Here is a 16721-nt window from a genome sequence, read left to right as displayed (position 1 = left end):
AAAGGGCAGTTTCAAGTTTGAAACTGCCCTTTTTTAATGACTCCAGTTGATGACTATTGTACAATGATCCTTTCAATTATGGGAGGCGCTTTATCACCTGAGGCAACCTTGATGGTGTATAGGCCGGGCTGGAGCTGGTTTATCTGCAACCGGCTTCCTGTATACCCTCGCCATTGCTTTAGCACCTGCCCAAAGGCATCGAACAGCATAATTTCGCGGGAAGTGTTGGTTGGAAATGCTACCGTTGTGCTTCCTCCTTTTGCGGGGTTGGGATAAATTACCAGCCGTTGATCTCCTTTTTCCGGTCCGTATATTGATTTCACATCACTGTAATCGGTTTTGCCATCATGATCTACTTGAAGCAGTCGGTAAAAGGAAGTTCCACCAAAAAGGTTGATGTCACGGAACTGGTATTTGATGGGAACCGTACTATTACCCTGCAAAGCTGTAGAACCTATAAAACTGATATCCTCCCATTTACCCCCTGTCATACGCTGCATATAAAACCCTTTGTTGTTTTGCTCCATCGCTGTTGACCAGGTCAGTTGCACCTGGTTGGCATTGGCATTGTTGCGTTGGGCAGTAAAGTAGGAGAACTTAACAGGGGTAATCGTGCATGCCGCCGGAATTATTGAACTGGAAGAAAAACAATTATTGACCGCAGTGTACACTATCGACAATTGCTTACCTCTGTCGGTATAAGGAATACTAAAGGATCCGGTGCTTGGCACTTCCGTGATGGAAGCCGACGCCACTTTTGCTGTTAAATCCTTAGTGAAGTATAAATCAACAGAAATGGGGTACCCAAAAGCAGATGCCGCACCGGTTAGATTCGATATTCCAAAAGTTACGGTAGAAGGATCGGTATTAGCTCCGCAAAAAGATGACTGAACCGTTTGCATGGCAGCAGTAGCCGGACTTATGGGTACTACTTTATTCAAGCATGGGTACGGTGTTTCAAATCCAATAGAAAAAGCTTGCCCCGCTGCATCAAAAGGAACAGAAGCAAATTTTATAGAGCCAGGAAATTCTTTCAACTCAATCGGGTTTATTGAGCTAACCAGGTCGATACCAGGCTCATAAGTACCTACTATCCCATTATCTTTTAAAACGATGTAAGCCTTAACAGAAAAAGCCAGGGATGGACTGAGATTGACTGGCTTTTGAACCGTGATCCCGATTTGTTTTCCGCAATAATCTACTTGAGAAGTTTCATAAGTAATGGCAGCATTAGCCACAGAAACGATTTTCGTAAAGCAACTATAATTGGAAACTAAATAACGCAACTCGTAATTAGCATACTGATTAATTGCAATATCAAAATTGCCTGACCATCCATTTGAAGGGAAAGGAGCTCTGAACCGTTGATTAGCGAGGAACACAGATGTGCCATCGATATTTTTACCGAATAATTGTACCGTAACTGAATCGGCCAATTCTGGAGCATTTCCACTTAAACCAGAAACTCCGAAAACTACACTTTTGCAAACAACTCCTTCATTGGTTTTCAGTGCTACTACTTTGGGTTGAATTGTAGCTGTTTTGCTGAGACAAGTGTAACCCGCAGGAATATATCTAAGCTCATAACTTGGATATATATAGGAAGCAACATTGAAGGAGGAAAGGGTACCCGTAAAGTTTGTCAAATTCAATGTTGTTGAAAATTTAGGTGCATACGTACCATCGGCATTTATTCCATACAGTTCAACTAACACAGAATTGACAAGGTTCGCAGCATCGCCAACTCTTCCTGTAATCCCAACAGATAAGGTATTGCACACAAGGCTTTCCGTAGTGGTTAAGCTTCCTGATATTGCTTTTAGATAATCAATTTTAGAAGTTATAAAACAATTATACTTACTCGGAGCATAAACAACAATCAAGGGACTAGAAAGCAATTCGGTGGGAATGCTGTAAGTCTTTGTACCAGTATTAATCGCTGTAGAATCATAACTTATAGCAGTGATAAATCTATCAACATTAGGTTCATAATAACCTACTAAACCTAAATCTTCAAAGATTTGAACATCAACAGGTGTCGCAAACCGGTTCAATGCACCGCCCGATAAACCTGAAATTCCATATTGGATTGTGTTGCAAAACCTTACTGTGGAAGTTATATAGGTGCCTTTAGGAGTCTCTGGACTCACGACCCTATCTATACATCCCGTAGAGGTCTGATAAACAATTATTAAATTACGTAAATCAAAAATATTAGAAAACTCAAGGGGAACATTCATTGGAGCATTAACAATCTTATTTGAAAGAACAACATCGGGATTAGTACCACTTAAATCTACTGCTGAATTTGAATTAACATCACGAATTATTATAACGGTAACGGGGTATAAATAAGAGTTGGCTAAACTTGTTACCTGAATTTCCAATTTGTTATTACAATTGATTACTTCTAAAGTGGACAAGCTTCCCGTTGAAATATCTGTTCGACTTAAGTTGCTATTTGGATTATTTGGAGTATAGGAAGGACCTGGTGCAGCTTTCTGCCAACTTCCACACAAAGCATCTTTAGTTCTGTAGTATCCATTTTCATTTCCACCAGCAGATTTTGCAGATTCAGCAAGTTTAACGTTGGTCCAATCAACTTGTGCATTTAAAGGGCAATTGACAGAACTTAATATCAATTTTGGCATTGCAGTTATAAAATTAGGGACAGCTATTGTTCCCCCTTCTGCATTACCAATAAATCCATTTGTATAAACTCCATTATTAAATAAGAACGCAGTATAAATTTTATTATTCACTCTGTTGGTAAGCGGAATTAAATCATTCAGTTCCGAGGTAGATAGCGCACTAGGAGGATAATAAAATGTTGGATTATCGTAATTATTGGCAATATATTTTTTTACAGACCCTCCTATAGTACCGGAAAAATTCTGCCAATTGAAAGTTGCAGTTGCAGAGCCTGCTTGGGAAGTAAAAGTATTATCTGTTTTTGTTGTGCCAGCACCAACAACATAACTTCTCGCCTTTATTGGTACATCTGGTAAGTCTAAAACGTAAAAGCCCCTATAATTTGCCCCATCATCAAAATAGATAGCAATGGAATAACAATCCAGTGAAAGAATATCTGTAAAGCTTGTATTATATAATTCAATGAATTCACTATTTCCTTTTGCAGGATCCGTGTACACTTCATTAAGTACAATCTGTGAGAACCCAGAAAGTTTAATAAATACAAAAGCAAAAAAGAAGACAACTTTTCTCATCACCCAATTGAATTAGTTTACGGAAATAGGGGTGCTTTTCAAAGGACACGAGGAGATAAGGACTTATAATGGCAACCTCAACACATAGCAATTTGTCCGGCAGATTGAGGCGTTTCAATAAATATCTGAAGGGAAGGGCAAAGAGATTTCAGCAATAGGAATTGGAAGAAGTTGCGCTAAAATAGAGGAGGATAATTATACCTGCAAAATATTTTGCATATACATATAACCGGCACACCATACCTCGAATTAGTACTACAGCAAGGCTCAATAGAATAAACAAGAAAATGGAAGCGGCATGTATAAAGCAAAAAAAGCCGCTTGAAAGCGGCCCACAAAACTAAGATGATCTTTATACAGCAAACTGCCCGATACGTTCCTTCGCTAACTTAAGCGCCTTGTGAAACTGTTCTTCAGGAGTAAGGTTGGTATTATCCAAAATTATAGCATCTTCAGCCTGACGTAAGGGGCTCACCTCGCGGTGCGAATCGATATAATCGCGGAGTTCAAGGTTGTTTTTCACCTCTTCCAAAGTAACGTTTGGATTCTTTTTATACAATTCCTGGAAACGCCGTTCTACCCTTACAGCATTGTCTGCAGTCATAAAAATCTTCAGTTCGGCATCAGGAAAAACCACGGTACCGATATCGCGTCCGTCCATGATGATGCCGCGGTTATTGCCCATGCGTTGCTGTTGGGCAACGGCAAATTCCCGTACTTCTTTGATAGCCGCTACATCACTCACCTTTTCGGCTACTACCAGGTCGCGGATTACATATTCCACATTCTCCCCATTGAGGTGCATTTCCGATCTGCAATGGGCGGGATTGTACACGAATTCCAACTCAACGTTTTGCATGGCTTCATGTACGGCTGCCAGGTCGGTCCAGTCGATGTGGTTGCGTAAAAAATAAAGGGTGATGGCGCGGTACATGGCACCACTGTCCACATAGATATAATTCAGTTCTGCAGCCAGTTCCTTAGCCAGTGTACTCTTGCCGCACGACGACCATCCATCGATGGTAATGATGATCTTTCTTTCCTTTTTCATGCAAAGGCAAAGGTGATGAAAGATGAGGGAATGACAAAGTCGTGGGGATAAAAGGATTGTTTCACGCTGCAGCGCAACGTGGTGTTTCACGCCAGGGAGCAGTTTGTTTTCCGTAACGAGGCAACGGAGCACTTGCCGCTAGCAGCTAAATGGTAAAAGCTTTTAGCCTCCCTTTGCGAGAAACAAAAAGGCTGCCCTTTCGGACAGCCTTTACCATTTTATCAGCATTGCTTAGCTCTGTGCTTCAACAGGGCGCTGGAGGTCGAAGGTTATTTTACCATTCTCCTTATCCAGGCTGGCCTTCAGCACATCGCCGGCCTTGATGTTCATATTCAGGATCTCTTCCGCCAGTGGGTCCTCCAGGTATTTCTGGATGGCCCGGTGCAACGGACGGGCACCAAACTGGCTGTCATAACCCTTTTCGGCAATGAAGTCTTTGGCTTCCTCGGTCAGCTCCAAAGAGAAGCCCAGGTTGTTGAGGCGCTTCATTACACCCTTCATAAGGATATCAATGATCGAGAAGATGTTTTCCTTGGTCAGCGAGTTGAAGATGATCACATCGTCGATACGGTTGAGGAACTCGGGTGAGAAAGTACGCTTCAGCGCTTTCTCAATCACCGCTTTATTGTTTTCATCCGCATTCTGGATGCGAGCCTGAGTGGCAAAACCAACACCTTCACCAAAGTCCTTCAGTTGGCGTACACCAATATTGGAGGTCATGATGATCATGGTGTTTTTGAAATCCACCTTACGACCCAAACCATCGGTAAGCTGGCCGTCATCCAGTACCTGCAACAGGATGTTGTAGATATCGGGGTGTGCCTTTTCGATTTCATCAAGGAGGATCACACTATATGGCTTGCGGCGTACCCGCTCAGTGAGCTGACCACCTTCTTCATAACCAACATATCCGGGAGGCGCACCAATCAGGCGTGATACGGTGAACTTCTCCATGTATTCCGACATGTCGATACGTACCAACGCATCTTCAGAATCAAACATGTGACGTGCAAGGGCACGGGCCAGTTCGGTTTTACCTACACCGGTAGGACCCAGGAAGATGAAGGTACCAATAGGCTTCTTGGGATCTTTCAGACCTACACGGTTACGCTGGATGGCTTTTACCACCTTGCTGATCGCTTCGTCCTGGCCAATCACCATGCCTTTCATCTCGTCGCTCATCTTGCGGAGCTTCTCGGTTTCGGCTTCCACCATGCGGCGTACCGGGATGCCGGTCATCATCGAGATCACTTCAGCGATCTCTTCCTCACCAATGGGATAACGTTTATGCTTGCTTTCTTCTTCCCACTGTGCTTTGGCTTTCTCCAGTTCTTCACCCAGGCGTTTTTCGGTGTCGCGAAGGGCAGCAGCTTCTTCAAACTTCTGGCTCTTTACTACGCGGTTCTTTTCCACCTTGATGTCCTCGATCTTTTTCTCAAGATCAAGAATGTTCTGGGGAACATTGATATTCTTCAGGTGCACACGGGCACCTACTTCGTCCATCACGTCAATGGCCTTGTCGGGCAGAAGGCGGTCGGTAACATAGCGGTCGCTCAGCTTCACGCATGCTTCAATTGCCTCATTGTCGTAAATAACGTTGTGGTAATCTTCGTATTTGCTCTTGATGTTTTCCAGTATCTGGATGGTGTCGTCCACTGATGGCGGATCGATCATCACTTTCTGGAAACGACGGTCAAGGGCGCCATCCTTCTCGATGTACATACGGTATTCATCCAGGGTGGAAGCACCGATGCACTGGAGTTCGCCACGGGCCAGGGCGGGCTTGAAGATGTTGGAAGCGTCGAGCGAACCCGATGCACCGCCGGCACCCACAATAGTGTGGATTTCGTCGATGAAGAGGATCACGTCGCGGTTCTTCTCCAGCTCGTTCATGATGGCCTTCATGCGTTCTTCAAACTGACCACGGTACTTGGTACCGGCTACCAGTGCGGCGAGGTCAAGAGAGATCACACGTTTGTCGAACAGCACGCGGCTTACCTTGCGCTGTACGATGCGGAGGGCCAGGCCTTCCACGATGGCGGTTTTACCCACACCAGGCTCACCAATGAGGATGGGGTTGTTTTTCTTACGGCGAGACAGGATTTGTGATACCCGCTCAATTTCTTTTTCGCGGCCCACGATCGGGTCGAGGGTACCGCTTTCTGCTAACTTGGTGATATCGCGGCCGAAATTATCCAGTACGGGTGTTTTGCTTTTGGCATTACCCTGCTGACCGCGTTTTTGCTGCGAGTATTTTTTCTCGTCATCAAAATCGTTGTCATCTTCTTCCTGGTACTCGGCGCGGGTTGTGTCGTTCGATTTCACCATACCTAATTCTTGTCGGAACAGATCGTAATCCACGTCAAACTGATTTAAGATTTGAGTAGCTATATTTTCCTTGTTCTTCAGAATCGAAAGCATCAAGTGCTCAGTTTCAACGGTAGGGCTCTTTAATGCTTTGGCTTCCAGAACAGTGACGCGTATGACTTTCTCTGCCTGCTTGGTTAAGGGCAGACTGTTGATATTCGCGATATTTTTACCGGTCTTATCTTTTACAGCCAGCTCTACTTCCTTGCGCAGTTCATACAGGTCTACATTGAAGCTTTTCAAAATTCGCACCGCGGTGTTGTCACCCTCACGAATCAGGCCCAGGAGCAGGTGCTCCGTGCCTATGAAATCGTTGCCCAATCGCAAAGCTTCCTCCCTGCTGAATGAGATGATTTCCTTTACCTGCGAGGAAAAATTATTATCCATTTGAACTCCTTATACGTTTGTCTACAATAATAACGAATAAATTTGAGCGGGGGTTGACCACTAAATGTTAACCTTTCTTACCGCTTGTTATGGAAGTCAAAACTAGTACCAAAGAAAAATTTCATGCCATTAGCGTAGTTGCACCGGTGTTATCTGCCAATATGGCCGCGGACCTGCGCAACCAACTGCAACCTTTACTGCAACAGGAAATAAAGAATGTTGTTTTGAACCTCTCCGATCTGAATACATTGGATGAGGCTGCCGCCGAAACTCTTGTTAAGATACAACAGCATTTCTATGACAACAACGCTTCTTTCGTTGTATGCTGTTTACAACCATCGGTAGAAGCCGCGCTTGATTCGATGGAACTGCTGGAACTGATGAATGTAACCCCAACAGAAAGCGAGGCCTGGGACATTGTGCAGATGGAAGAAATCGAACGTGAACTGCTGGGTGACGAAGAAAACTTTTAAGCTATGCAACCCGTACTGATTCAATGCTTGTCGGAAACGACAGGCATTTCTTTTTTCAACAGTAAATGGACATCACTTGGCGGGGGCAGTATCAACCAGGTGTACCGCGTTACCCTTTCAACTGGGATGCAGTATTGCTGCAAGCTCAATGATGCGTGCAAATTTCCCCAACTCTTTGCAGGTGAAGTGGCCGGATTGCAACAACTGTCGTCTTCTATTCTAGTTCCAGGAGTGATAGCGCAAACACAAGCCGGCACATTACAGGTACTGTTGCTGGAGTGGATCGAAACAGCACAGCCAACACCTTCCTTTTGGGCCAGTTTTGGAGCAGCAATGGCCAGCCTGCACAGCATTACCAGCAGCCAGTTTGGCTGGTACCGGGATAACTATATGGGAGCCTTACCGCAGGACAATACACCACAAGATGATTGGTATAGCTTCTTTACCAAACAACGCATCCTACCGCTTGCCGCTCAGGCAATGGCAAAAGACCTGCTCAGCGTTAAGGAGTTGGAACAGGCCCAAAAGCTTTGTGAACGCTTACACCAATATTTTCCCGATGTCAGGCCCAGCCTTTTGCACGGCGACCTGTGGAGCGGCAATTTCCTTTGCAACCAACACCAAAAACCTGTACTGATAGACCCGGCAACGCATTTCGGTCATCCTGCCTCCGACCTGGCATTGGCCACCCTCTTCGGTGGTTTTGCACCTGCCTTTTATGAAGCTTACCACTACCATGCGCCCCTGTCAACCAATTGCAGAGCGCAATGGGATATCTGCAACTTATACCCCCTGCTGGTACACCTGATCCTGTTTGGCAGTAGTTACCATGGGCAGGTATCGGCCTTGCTCAGGCGTTATGGCGGCTGAGGTAAAGAGGTTTTGTTATCTTCGGTTTGCACGGCAGCGCACAAGCGCCCATTTTGTTGTCGGCAGAACGCCAAAAGGTAGGTTTGCGACAATTCAACACAATGGCTATGCATCCACCCCTGCCCTGCCCCGAAAACCAGAACCAATGTTAACTGTAACGATCTTAGGCAATAACTCCGCAGTACCCGCATTTAACCGTCACCCTACCAGCCAGGTAGTAACCCAGGATGGCACCAACTACCTTGTCGATTGCGGCGAAGGCACCCAGATCCAGATGATCAAATACAAAGTGCGGCGGGGTAAAATTTCCCACATATTCATCTCCCACCTGCATGGCGATCATTATTACGGTCTGATTGGCTTACTCAATACTTTCGGGTTATTGTCGCACCTGCAGGAGCTGCATGTATTTGCACCGGCCCCGCTACAGGAAATCATCGAGCTACAGCTAAAGGTGGCCGAAACCCACCTGCCTTATGCCCTGCACTTTCATACCATTAGCGGAAACGCCACCCTGGTGGATAATGAACAGATCACCATTAAATGCTTCCGCACCGATCACCGCATTCCTACTTATGGATTTACGTTTGAAGAAAAAACGCGTAAGCGCAAACTGCTGATCGAAAAGGTGAGAGAACAGGAAATACCAGTTACTTTTTACAGCAGCCTGCAGGAAGGGTTGGATTATACCAAACCTGATGGCACCGTGGTGTACAATGCCGATATAACAACCACGCCTGCACCGGGAAACAAATATGCCTTTTGTGCCGATACCCGTTACGACGAACGCATCATCGAGCACATTCGCGGCTTCGACCTTATTTACCACGAAACCACCTACCTCGACAACCTACAGGAGCAGGCATTTGCCCGCTTTCATTCCACTACCCGGCAGGCGGGCACCATTGCTTTAAAAGCCGGTGTCAAGCGCCTGCTCATCGGGCATTTCAGTTCCAAATACAACGAACTGGAGCCTTTCCTGGAAGAAACAAAGTCAGTATTTGCCAATACCAGCCTGGCCATGGAAGGACAGACCTACGAAATAAGCTAAAGAACAGCTGGCTTGGAACTTGTAACGCAGGAGCAAAATCAAACCCTTCGCCCCCGGAAAATGCAACAGGATGCCCGCACCATACGAACCATTTTCTTCATCACCATATCGGTGTTGTTGGTCATACCCATACTGCTTTACCTGGCCATTCTCAATTTTATAGAATCCTATAATTGGGTAAACCATACCTGGGAGGTAGAATACAAGGTGCAGCGTTATTTTTCGGGAGTTAAGTTTTCGGAAAGCGCCGCAAGGGCCTACCTGCTTACCGGGGATTCGACTTACCTGGCCGACAAAAAGAAATTTGAAGCAGCGCTGCCGCAATACACTTACAACCTTAAATACCTGATCAGCGACAACCCGGAGCAGGTGGTCAATATGCACCGGCTGGATAGCATGGTGCACCTCCGCCTGGCAAGGTTGGATTCTACGCTTGAAATGTATCGCAAGGGCGTGCCCATGGCCGTTTTAGAACACCGGATGGCCGGTGGCCGCCGGATGATGATGATGACCGAACAACTGGCAAATGAAATGTTCCGGGTAGAATCGGAACTGCTGACCAAACGCGAACAGGATCGTGACCGGTACATACGTTTTCTGCCCATTTACCTGGTAGCCCTTACTATTGTATTGCTGATGGTGGTGGTGTTTATTTTCCTTTCGCTGCAACGCCAGCTAAAGGAAAGAGAACGGATGCAGCAACAACTGGAAGAGCAAAACAGGGACCTGCTGGAACAAAAGCTGGCACTGGAAAACACCAATGAAGAGTTGGAATCATTCAACTATATCGCCAGCCACGACCTGAAAGAACCGCTCCGCAAAATCCTGACTTTTTCCAGCATGCTGCAAAAGCAGGAACAGCAACAGCTTTCAGAAAGAGGGAATTTTAACCTGCACAAGCTGATATCTGCCGCACAAAGAATGCAATTGCTTTTGGAAGACCTGCTGGCTTATACCAGGCTGGGGTCGGACACTAACCCATCGGTACCTGTTGACCTCAACGAGGTTGCCCGGCAGGTACAGGAAAACCTGGCGGAACAAATTACCCAGAGTCATGCACAGGTGACCGTACACCCTTTGCCGGTGGTAACTGGTATTGCGTTCCAGCTAAACCAGTTGTTTGAAAACCTGCTGAGCAATGCCCTTAAATACAGGCGCAGCGACATTGCACCCCAAATTGAAATCAGTTGCAGCACCGTGGCCGCCGCCAACCTGCCGGCACCTGCCCATCCCAACCATACACAATACTTTCACATCGCTGTCGCCGACAACGGCATGGGTTTTCCGCAGGAGTTTGCGCATAAGTTGTTTCAGCTTTTTTCAAGGCTGCACAACAACAAGGAAATTTCAGGCACGGGCATCGGCCTTACCATTTGCAAAAAAGTGGTAGAAAACCACCAGGGGTTTATAACGGCAGAAAGCAAAAGCGATTGCGGCGCTACCTTCCATATTTTTTTACCCCAGTAAACAAGGACGGTAGCAATGCAGCACCGGAGCGGCTTTACTATTTTACCCGTTCCATCATCCACTGGTAAAATTGCGGAAACTCCTTTCGCCAGGTAGCTTCATCGTGGCGCCCTTCAGCACGGATAACCGATGTGTGGCTGATACCGGTTTGCGTTTCCAGTACTTGCAATACTGCCTGCATATCGGGCACCATCTCCGCTCCTTCTTTTTGCCCGGCATAAAAATAAAGGGGCTGCCTGAGGCCTGATGCCTTCTGTTTCAGTTCCTCCATCAATGGGACACGCACGGTCCAGAATGCAGGTGAAAAGATGCCTGCGCCACCCCACTTTTCGGGAAACTGCATAACGGAATGAAGGGCCAGCAGGGCACCCATGGAAGACCCGGCAACAAAATGCTGGCGACTGTCGGGCTTCACCCGGAAGTTCTTTTCGAGGTAAGGCCTGAGTGTTTGCACCAGGAAGGTTGCAAAAGCATCCCCTTCGGCTTTGACCGACACGCTAGTTTTTCCGTTTTGCAGGGTAAAGTCAAAGGGGCTGTATTCGCTCAGGCGCTTGTCGCCGCCATTATCAACGGCCACAATAATGGCCTCCCCATAACGCGGCCCTAGGCTATCCATGGCCTCATCTACTCCCCACTCACCGGAAAAGGAAGTAGCGGTATCAAATATGTTTTGGCCATCCAGCAGGTAAAGCAGAGGGTATTGCTGTTTTGTTTGCTGGTAATCGCGGGGCAGGCAAATCCAGATGCGGCGATGCCGCTTCAGTTGGGGAATGTAAAATGCTGTGTCCAGCACCCGTACCCTGCTATTGGCTGTACTTTGCTTTGTTGTCTGTGTCATGCCATCCACGGTTGTCGCCATCATCACCGAAAACAACAGGCCAAGCCTGAGGAAATACTTCATTCTTAAAAATAAAAAAACACAAAGTGCTCCGGCGGCTTTGTAAACCAATAAGGTTTTTAGTCCTTATGTTTTAAAGCCAGCCACACACTTTGTGTTTATAAAAAGTCCGTTTTGCTTACAGTTGTTTCAGGTATGTCTTTACCTGGTCATGTACCCCCTGGCTTAGGGGCACCACGGGCAAGCGCAATTCATTTTGAATAAGTCCCAGCTCAAACAAGAATGCTTTTACACCAGCAGGGTTGTTTTCTGCAAAAAGCAGGTCGTAACCTTCCAGCAGTTTGAACTGCAGGGGCTGCGCTGCGGCAAACTGACCTGCAAGGGCCAGGTTCACCAGCTGGCAGAAATCCTGAGGGAAGCAGTTGGCTGCCACCGAAATTACGCCGTCCATACCACAGGCAATCAGCGGCAGGGTCACGTGATCGTCGCCGCTGGTAACGAGAAAGTCTTCGGGGCGGTTGGCCAATATGTGCATGCACTGCACCATATTACCGCTGGCTTCTTTAATGCCCTGAATATTGGGCACATCGGCTGCCAGGCGCAGGCAGGTGGCCGCGCTGATATTGGAGCCGGTACGTCCGGGTACATTGTACAGGATAAGGGGCACAGGCGCCGCTTCGGCAATGGCTTTGTAATGCTGGTAAATACCTTCCTGCGAAGGCTTGTTGTAATAAGGCGAGGCGGAAAGAATAGCAGCGGCTTTCTTTACATCAAAGTACTCCAGGTCCTTGATCACGGCGGCGGTATTGTTGCCGCCAATACCAATTACCACAGGCACCCGGTTGCCCACATGGGCCAGGGTGTATTCAAATACTTCTTTCTGTTCTTCCTTGCTCAGCACGGGTGTTTCACCGGTGGTTCCCAGCGATACCACGTACTGGGCACCATTGTCAATTACGAAATCGATCAGCTTGCCCAGGGCAGAAAAATCGATGGTTTTATCACTATTGAACGGTGTTACCAAAGCCACACCCGTTCCACGAAGTTGTTGTCTTAAGGACATGAAAATTTAAGTTTCTGATCGCTGGTTACGATCACTGATTACAATTGCGGATTACGCGGATAAGTATTGATTTCGCTGATAGGGATCGCAGCTTACACAGATTAAAAGAGATTTCGCAGATGACTCACCTTGAGGTGACCGCTAAAAGATGCAGTTAGCAGGGTAGCCAACTTTTATAAATCATTCCAAAATCCTCCGCACATCACGGGTTACTCTTCCCAGAAGCCCATCTTACCAAACTTCTCGATCCGTTTGGAGATGCGTTCTTCAACGGGAACTTCTTTCAATTCCTTAAGTACCGGTACCAGGAAGTTTTTCAGGATTTCGGCAGCCTCCTGGTAGTCCCAATGGGCGCCACCGGCAGGTTCCGGGATGATATCATCCACCAGGCCAAAATTCTTCATGTGGTCGGCAGTGAGCTTCAGCTGCTCGGCGGCCACTTCTTTTTTATCCCAGCTGCGCCACAGGATGGACGAACAGCTTTCGGGGGAAATAACGGTGTACCAGGTATTTTCCATCATGTACACGCGGTCGCCCACACCAATACCAAGGGCACCACCCGATGCACCTTCACCAATGACTACGCAAATCACCGGCACTTTCAGGCGGATCATTTCGTAGATGTTGCGGGCAATGGCTTCGCCTTGTCCACGCTCTTCGGCTTCTAGGCCGGGATAGGCACCGGGTGTGTCAATGAGGGTAACAATGGGCTTGTTGAACTTTTCGGCCAGTTTCATCAGGCGCAGGGCCTTCCGGTAACCTTCGGGGTTGGCCATGCCAAAATTGCGCAGCTGGCGCATCTTGGTATTGATGCCTTTCTGCTGGCCAATCACCATCACGGTTTCGCCATCCAGCTGGCAGAAACCACCTACCATGGCTTTATCGTCTTTTACATTCCGGTCGCCATACAGCTCCAGGAAGTTGGTGGTCATTTTATCGATGTACTTGAGGGTGTAGGGCCGGTCGGGGTGACGGCTCAGTTGCACCCGCTGCCACGAAGTAAGGTTTTGGGTGATCTCCCGGCGTTTCTCCGCGATGCTTTGTTCCAGCTTCGCAATAGTGTCGGAGTAGTCGATCTTCTTTTGCTCGGAGGTGTGTTTCAACCTTTCTATCTCGTCAATCAGATCCTTAACCGGTTTCTCAAAATCTAAAAACTGTCGATTGGCGTTTGCAGGCATATGCTTGTAAATAGGGCGCTAAAATTAAGGGAAACCGGGGATTTGCAGGACTTTGAAAGGATGGCGCCCAGTTTTTTATCCGGCGCAGCTATTGAGATGAAAATTATTGATTAATTATTATTGATTATTAATATTACAGATCGGACGGTATAACCCTTGAGGAGCAATTAAAAATCAGTAAGTACAGGCTGCTTTCGCACCTTCAATTCACGCCGTAATCCAGAACTCCTTTGGCTGCGGCACCCGGCTGCGGATGTGGCGGCGAAAGGTCCATACCTGGCTTATTTTGTTTACCGGCAAAAGCACCTGCGGGTACAAATCATCATTATCTGAAATGAGCACCCACATGTCCGGGCTTTTCTGGTATACCCGCTTTACCATCAGTTGCTGATCGGTGAGGATTACATACACGCAGAAATTTTTCACATCACCCCAGTCTTCGTGGGGCAGCATGGAAGCCAGCAGGATATCGCCGGCATAAAGCGTAGGTTCCATACTGTCGCCATCCACTTCAAAATAGCTCCACATGGCGCCTGTTGGATTAACCCCGGGTGGCAGGCTGTATTTTTCCAGCCCTTCCATATAATCGGTTTGCTCAAATCCTTTTACATAACCAGCCTGTGCTTTGATACCTACCAGGGGCACCATCATGGGCGCCTTTTCCTTTTTCTGCTCGCGGCGCTGTTCCATATAGGGCAGTGCCACGCGGGAAGGCTGTGCTGCGGCGACACCAATTATTTCCACCCCTTGTGAATTTTCTTCACTTTTCTGCCCTTCAAGGAACATTTTGAGCTTGATTTGGGTGGCCTTACTCTGCTTCATCTTACCCTTTTCCATCTTATTGACCAGCTCCCGGGTAAGGTCTAATGCAGCCGCAAGCTCTCCTTGAGTAAGATTGTACAACTCCCTGATTTCCCGTAAGTTATAAGCCATTTATCACGCGTTAAGCAAATGTGAATAAAAATGTGAATATTGTGTGCATATTGTGAAAAATCATACCTTTATGCTTCACAAATCTAGTAAAAATTCACCTTATGCAACCGGTTCGAAAACAACAGATTTCTTTCCAGTTTCAGTTCCCGCTTAAATACAAAGTGGTACGCGACCTGAAGATCGTTACCGAGCAGGTGGGCGACCTGGAAATTGAAGCCATTGGCTATTTCAACCCCACAGTCTCCCCCATCGATGTGTTCGACCGGTACGCGGTTGACCTGGAGGAGGTGAAGTGGAAAGGCACCGACATCAAGCCTGTGCTTGAAGTAATGGGCAACCTGGAAGACATTGAAGAAGCAGCCATCCGCTATTTCGCCAGCATGCTGGAAAGCCACGGCGACCTGCGGGCAGCAGCGTGAGGAAGTCCGAAATGCTGGAAGTCAGTGAAGTCCGAAAAGATTATAGCTACGAGCGAGCGTCTTTACTGAATTTCCCGACTTCGGTCTTCCAACTCCTTTGAGTACGACTAAACACGATAAATGATGCAACTACGAAAAGCAACAAGAAAGAAAGCAAAGATCCGCCTCGGCCTTTCGGCTGTTTCAGGTGGTGGTAAAACCTATTCTGCGCTGCTGGTAGCCCATGGCATTTGCGGCGACTGGAACAAGGTGGCCATTATTGACTCCGAGAACAGCTCGGCAGATCTTTATGCGCACCTGGGTGATTTCAACGTACTACCCATTACCGCTCCTTTTTCTCCTGAAAAATATATCGATGCCATCCACACCTGCGAAAAGGCAGGCATGGAAGTGATCATTGTCGATTCCATCACGCACGAGTGGGATGGTAAAGGTGGCTGCCTGGAGATTGTTGAGCAATTAGGAGGCAAGTACCAGGATTGGGCGAAGGTTACCCCACGTCACCAGGCTTTTATTGAGGCCATCATCCAAAGCCCCTGTCACATGATCACCACCGTACGCCGCAAGCAGGACTACGAGATGATCAAGGACAACAACGGGAAAGTGAAAGTGGAAAAAGGTGGCCTGAAGGAAATCACCCGCGAGGGTTTCGAATACGAACTCACCATCAACCTGGAACTGGATACCCGGCACAATGCCACGGCCTCAAAGGACCGTACGGGCCTGTTTATGGGCAAGCCGGCCTTTGTGCCTTCGGAAAAAACGGGCGAACTGATTGCCCAGTGGTGCGAGCAGGGCGAAGAAGCCTTCAACCTGCAACCCGGCACCGAGTGGCACGACCGTGTGGCGCAGTGCAGCACCCAGCGCGAGCTGGTGGACCTGTACAACCGCTACAAAGCCGATGTGGACGTAAACCCTTTATTGCAACAATTGATTGCTCACCGCAGAAATACCATCAATGGCAGAACAAGTGCTGCAGCGTAACGGCCTTCCGCAACTGCGCGAAGGACTGAACAAGAACCAGATTGCCCTGCTGGCCGATGCCACTGTGGACAATGCGCTGGAACAGGACAATGCCCTGCCGGTGGCTGAAGCCCTGGCAGCCATGGAGGAGTTTGTAAAACAGGTGCGCAAGGATGACCGTTTTGTGGATGCCATCCGCGAAACCATCACCCGCAACAATGGCAAGGTGCAAACCGCGTCGGGTGCCAAGCTGGAACTGTGCGAAACGGGCGTAAGCTACGACTATGCACAGGATGCCGGCTGGCGTGCCCTTACCGCGGAGATCAACAGCCTATTGGAAATGCGCAAAGCCCTGGAAGAAAAGCTCCGCCGCATTGCCCCTGGCAAGATGTGGGTGGACCACGAAACCGGTGAGGTGCTGGAAGGCGTGCCCA

General features: G+C 47.6%; 14 protein-coding genes. 7 read left to right on the top strand and 7 right to left on the bottom strand.

All coding sequences use genetic code 11. The annotated features are described in order from the left end of the window. Window positions 1–53: 53 nt before the first annotated feature. The 3 genes from BUE76_RS10290 to BUE76_RS10280 form a co-directional block, all read right to left on the bottom strand. The gene (locus tag BUE76_RS10290; RefSeq protein WP_073048266.1) at window positions 54–3227 is read right to left on the bottom strand and encodes a T9SS type A sorting domain-containing protein; all 3174 of its coding nucleotides are present in this window, start codon (window positions 3225–3227) and stop codon (window positions 54–56) included. A 352-nt stretch (window positions 3228–3579) separates the two neighbouring features. Continuing rightward, window positions 3580–4278, bottom strand: coding sequence for a (d)CMP kinase (gene cmk / locus BUE76_RS10285; RefSeq protein ID WP_073048263.1), 699 nt, complete (start codon window positions 4276–4278; stop codon window positions 3580–3582). A gap of 231 nt (window positions 4279–4509) precedes the next feature. After that, entirely contained in the window at window positions 4510–7032 is a 2523-nt protein-coding gene (locus tag BUE76_RS10280) for an ATP-dependent Clp protease ATP-binding subunit (protein WP_073048260.1), read from the bottom strand. A gap of 89 nt (window positions 7033–7121) precedes the next feature. Between BUE76_RS10280 and BUE76_RS10275 the strand changes: the two genes are divergently transcribed. The 4 genes from BUE76_RS10275 (at window position 7122) to BUE76_RS10260 (ending at window position 10893) form a co-directional block, all read left to right on the top strand. Further along, complete coding sequence (locus BUE76_RS10275) at window positions 7122–7505, top strand: STAS domain-containing protein (protein WP_073048257.1); 384 nt, start codon at window positions 7122–7124, stop codon at window positions 7503–7505. Window positions 7506–7508: 3 nt separating this feature from the next. Beyond that, window positions 7509–8375: a fructosamine kinase family protein gene (locus BUE76_RS10270; protein ID WP_073048255.1), complete on the top strand. Its 867-nt coding sequence runs from the start codon at window positions 7509–7511 to the stop codon at window positions 8373–8375. 145 nt (window positions 8376–8520) lie between these two features. After that, the gene (locus BUE76_RS10265) at window positions 8521–9426 is read left to right on the top strand and encodes a ribonuclease Z (RefSeq protein ID WP_073048253.1); all 906 of its coding nucleotides are present in this window, start codon (window positions 8521–8523) and stop codon (window positions 9424–9426) included. Between the two features lie 12 nt (window positions 9427–9438). Then, window positions 9439–10893, top strand: a complete 1455-nt coding sequence (locus BUE76_RS10260) for a sensor histidine kinase (RefSeq protein ID WP_143157468.1) — start codon at window positions 9439–9441, stop codon at window positions 10891–10893. Between the two features lie 37 nt (window positions 10894–10930). Here BUE76_RS10260 and BUE76_RS10255 read toward each other — a convergent pair whose 3' ends face one another. The 4 genes from BUE76_RS10255 to BUE76_RS10240 all read right to left on the bottom strand — a co-directional run bounded on the left by BUE76_RS10255 (window position 10931) and on the right by BUE76_RS10240 (window position 14905). After that, a complete protein-coding gene (locus BUE76_RS10255; RefSeq protein WP_073048248.1) occupies window positions 10931–11794 on the bottom strand; it encodes an alpha/beta hydrolase in 864 nt (287 codons plus the stop codon). Between the two features lie 115 nt (window positions 11795–11909). Beyond that, window positions 11910–12794 (bottom strand): 4-hydroxy-tetrahydrodipicolinate synthase, encoded by an 885-nt coding sequence (gene dapA / locus BUE76_RS10250; RefSeq protein ID WP_073048245.1) that lies wholly within the window; start codon window positions 12792–12794, stop codon window positions 11910–11912. A 209-nt stretch (window positions 12795–13003) separates the two neighbouring features. Continuing rightward, the gene (locus BUE76_RS10245; protein WP_073048243.1) at window positions 13004–13972 is read right to left on the bottom strand and encodes an acetyl-CoA carboxylase carboxyltransferase subunit alpha; all 969 of its coding nucleotides are present in this window, start codon (window positions 13970–13972) and stop codon (window positions 13004–13006) included. A gap of 207 nt (window positions 13973–14179) precedes the next feature. Next, entirely contained in the window at window positions 14180–14905 is a 726-nt protein-coding gene (locus tag BUE76_RS10240) for a LexA family transcriptional regulator (protein WP_073048240.1), read from the bottom strand. Between the two features lie 101 nt (window positions 14906–15006). Here BUE76_RS10240 and BUE76_RS10235 point away from each other — a divergent pair, with 101 nt between their 5' ends. The 3 genes from BUE76_RS10235 to BUE76_RS10225 all read left to right on the top strand — a co-directional run. Next, window positions 15007–15324 carry a hypothetical protein gene (locus BUE76_RS10235; RefSeq protein WP_073048236.1) on the top strand — a complete coding sequence of 106 codons (318 nt, stop codon included), beginning with the start codon at window positions 15007–15009 and terminating at the stop codon, window positions 15322–15324. A 120-nt stretch (window positions 15325–15444) separates the two neighbouring features. Further along, window positions 15445–16308: an AAA family ATPase gene (locus BUE76_RS10230; protein WP_073048232.1), complete on the top strand. Its 864-nt coding sequence runs from the start codon at window positions 15445–15447 to the stop codon at window positions 16306–16308. Beyond that, window positions 16283–16721, top strand: a 439-nt coding sequence (locus tag BUE76_RS10225; protein ID WP_216820653.1) for a hypothetical protein, incomplete at its 3' end; no start/stop codon positions are given. The genes BUE76_RS10230 and BUE76_RS10225, both read left to right, overlap by 26 nt.

This window comes from Cnuella takakiae (assembly GCF_001953305.1).
Lineage (GTDB): Bacteria > Bacteroidota > Bacteroidia > Chitinophagales > Chitinophagaceae > Flavisolibacter > Flavisolibacter takakiae.
This window is presented reverse-complemented; position numbering and strand designations above follow the sequence as displayed.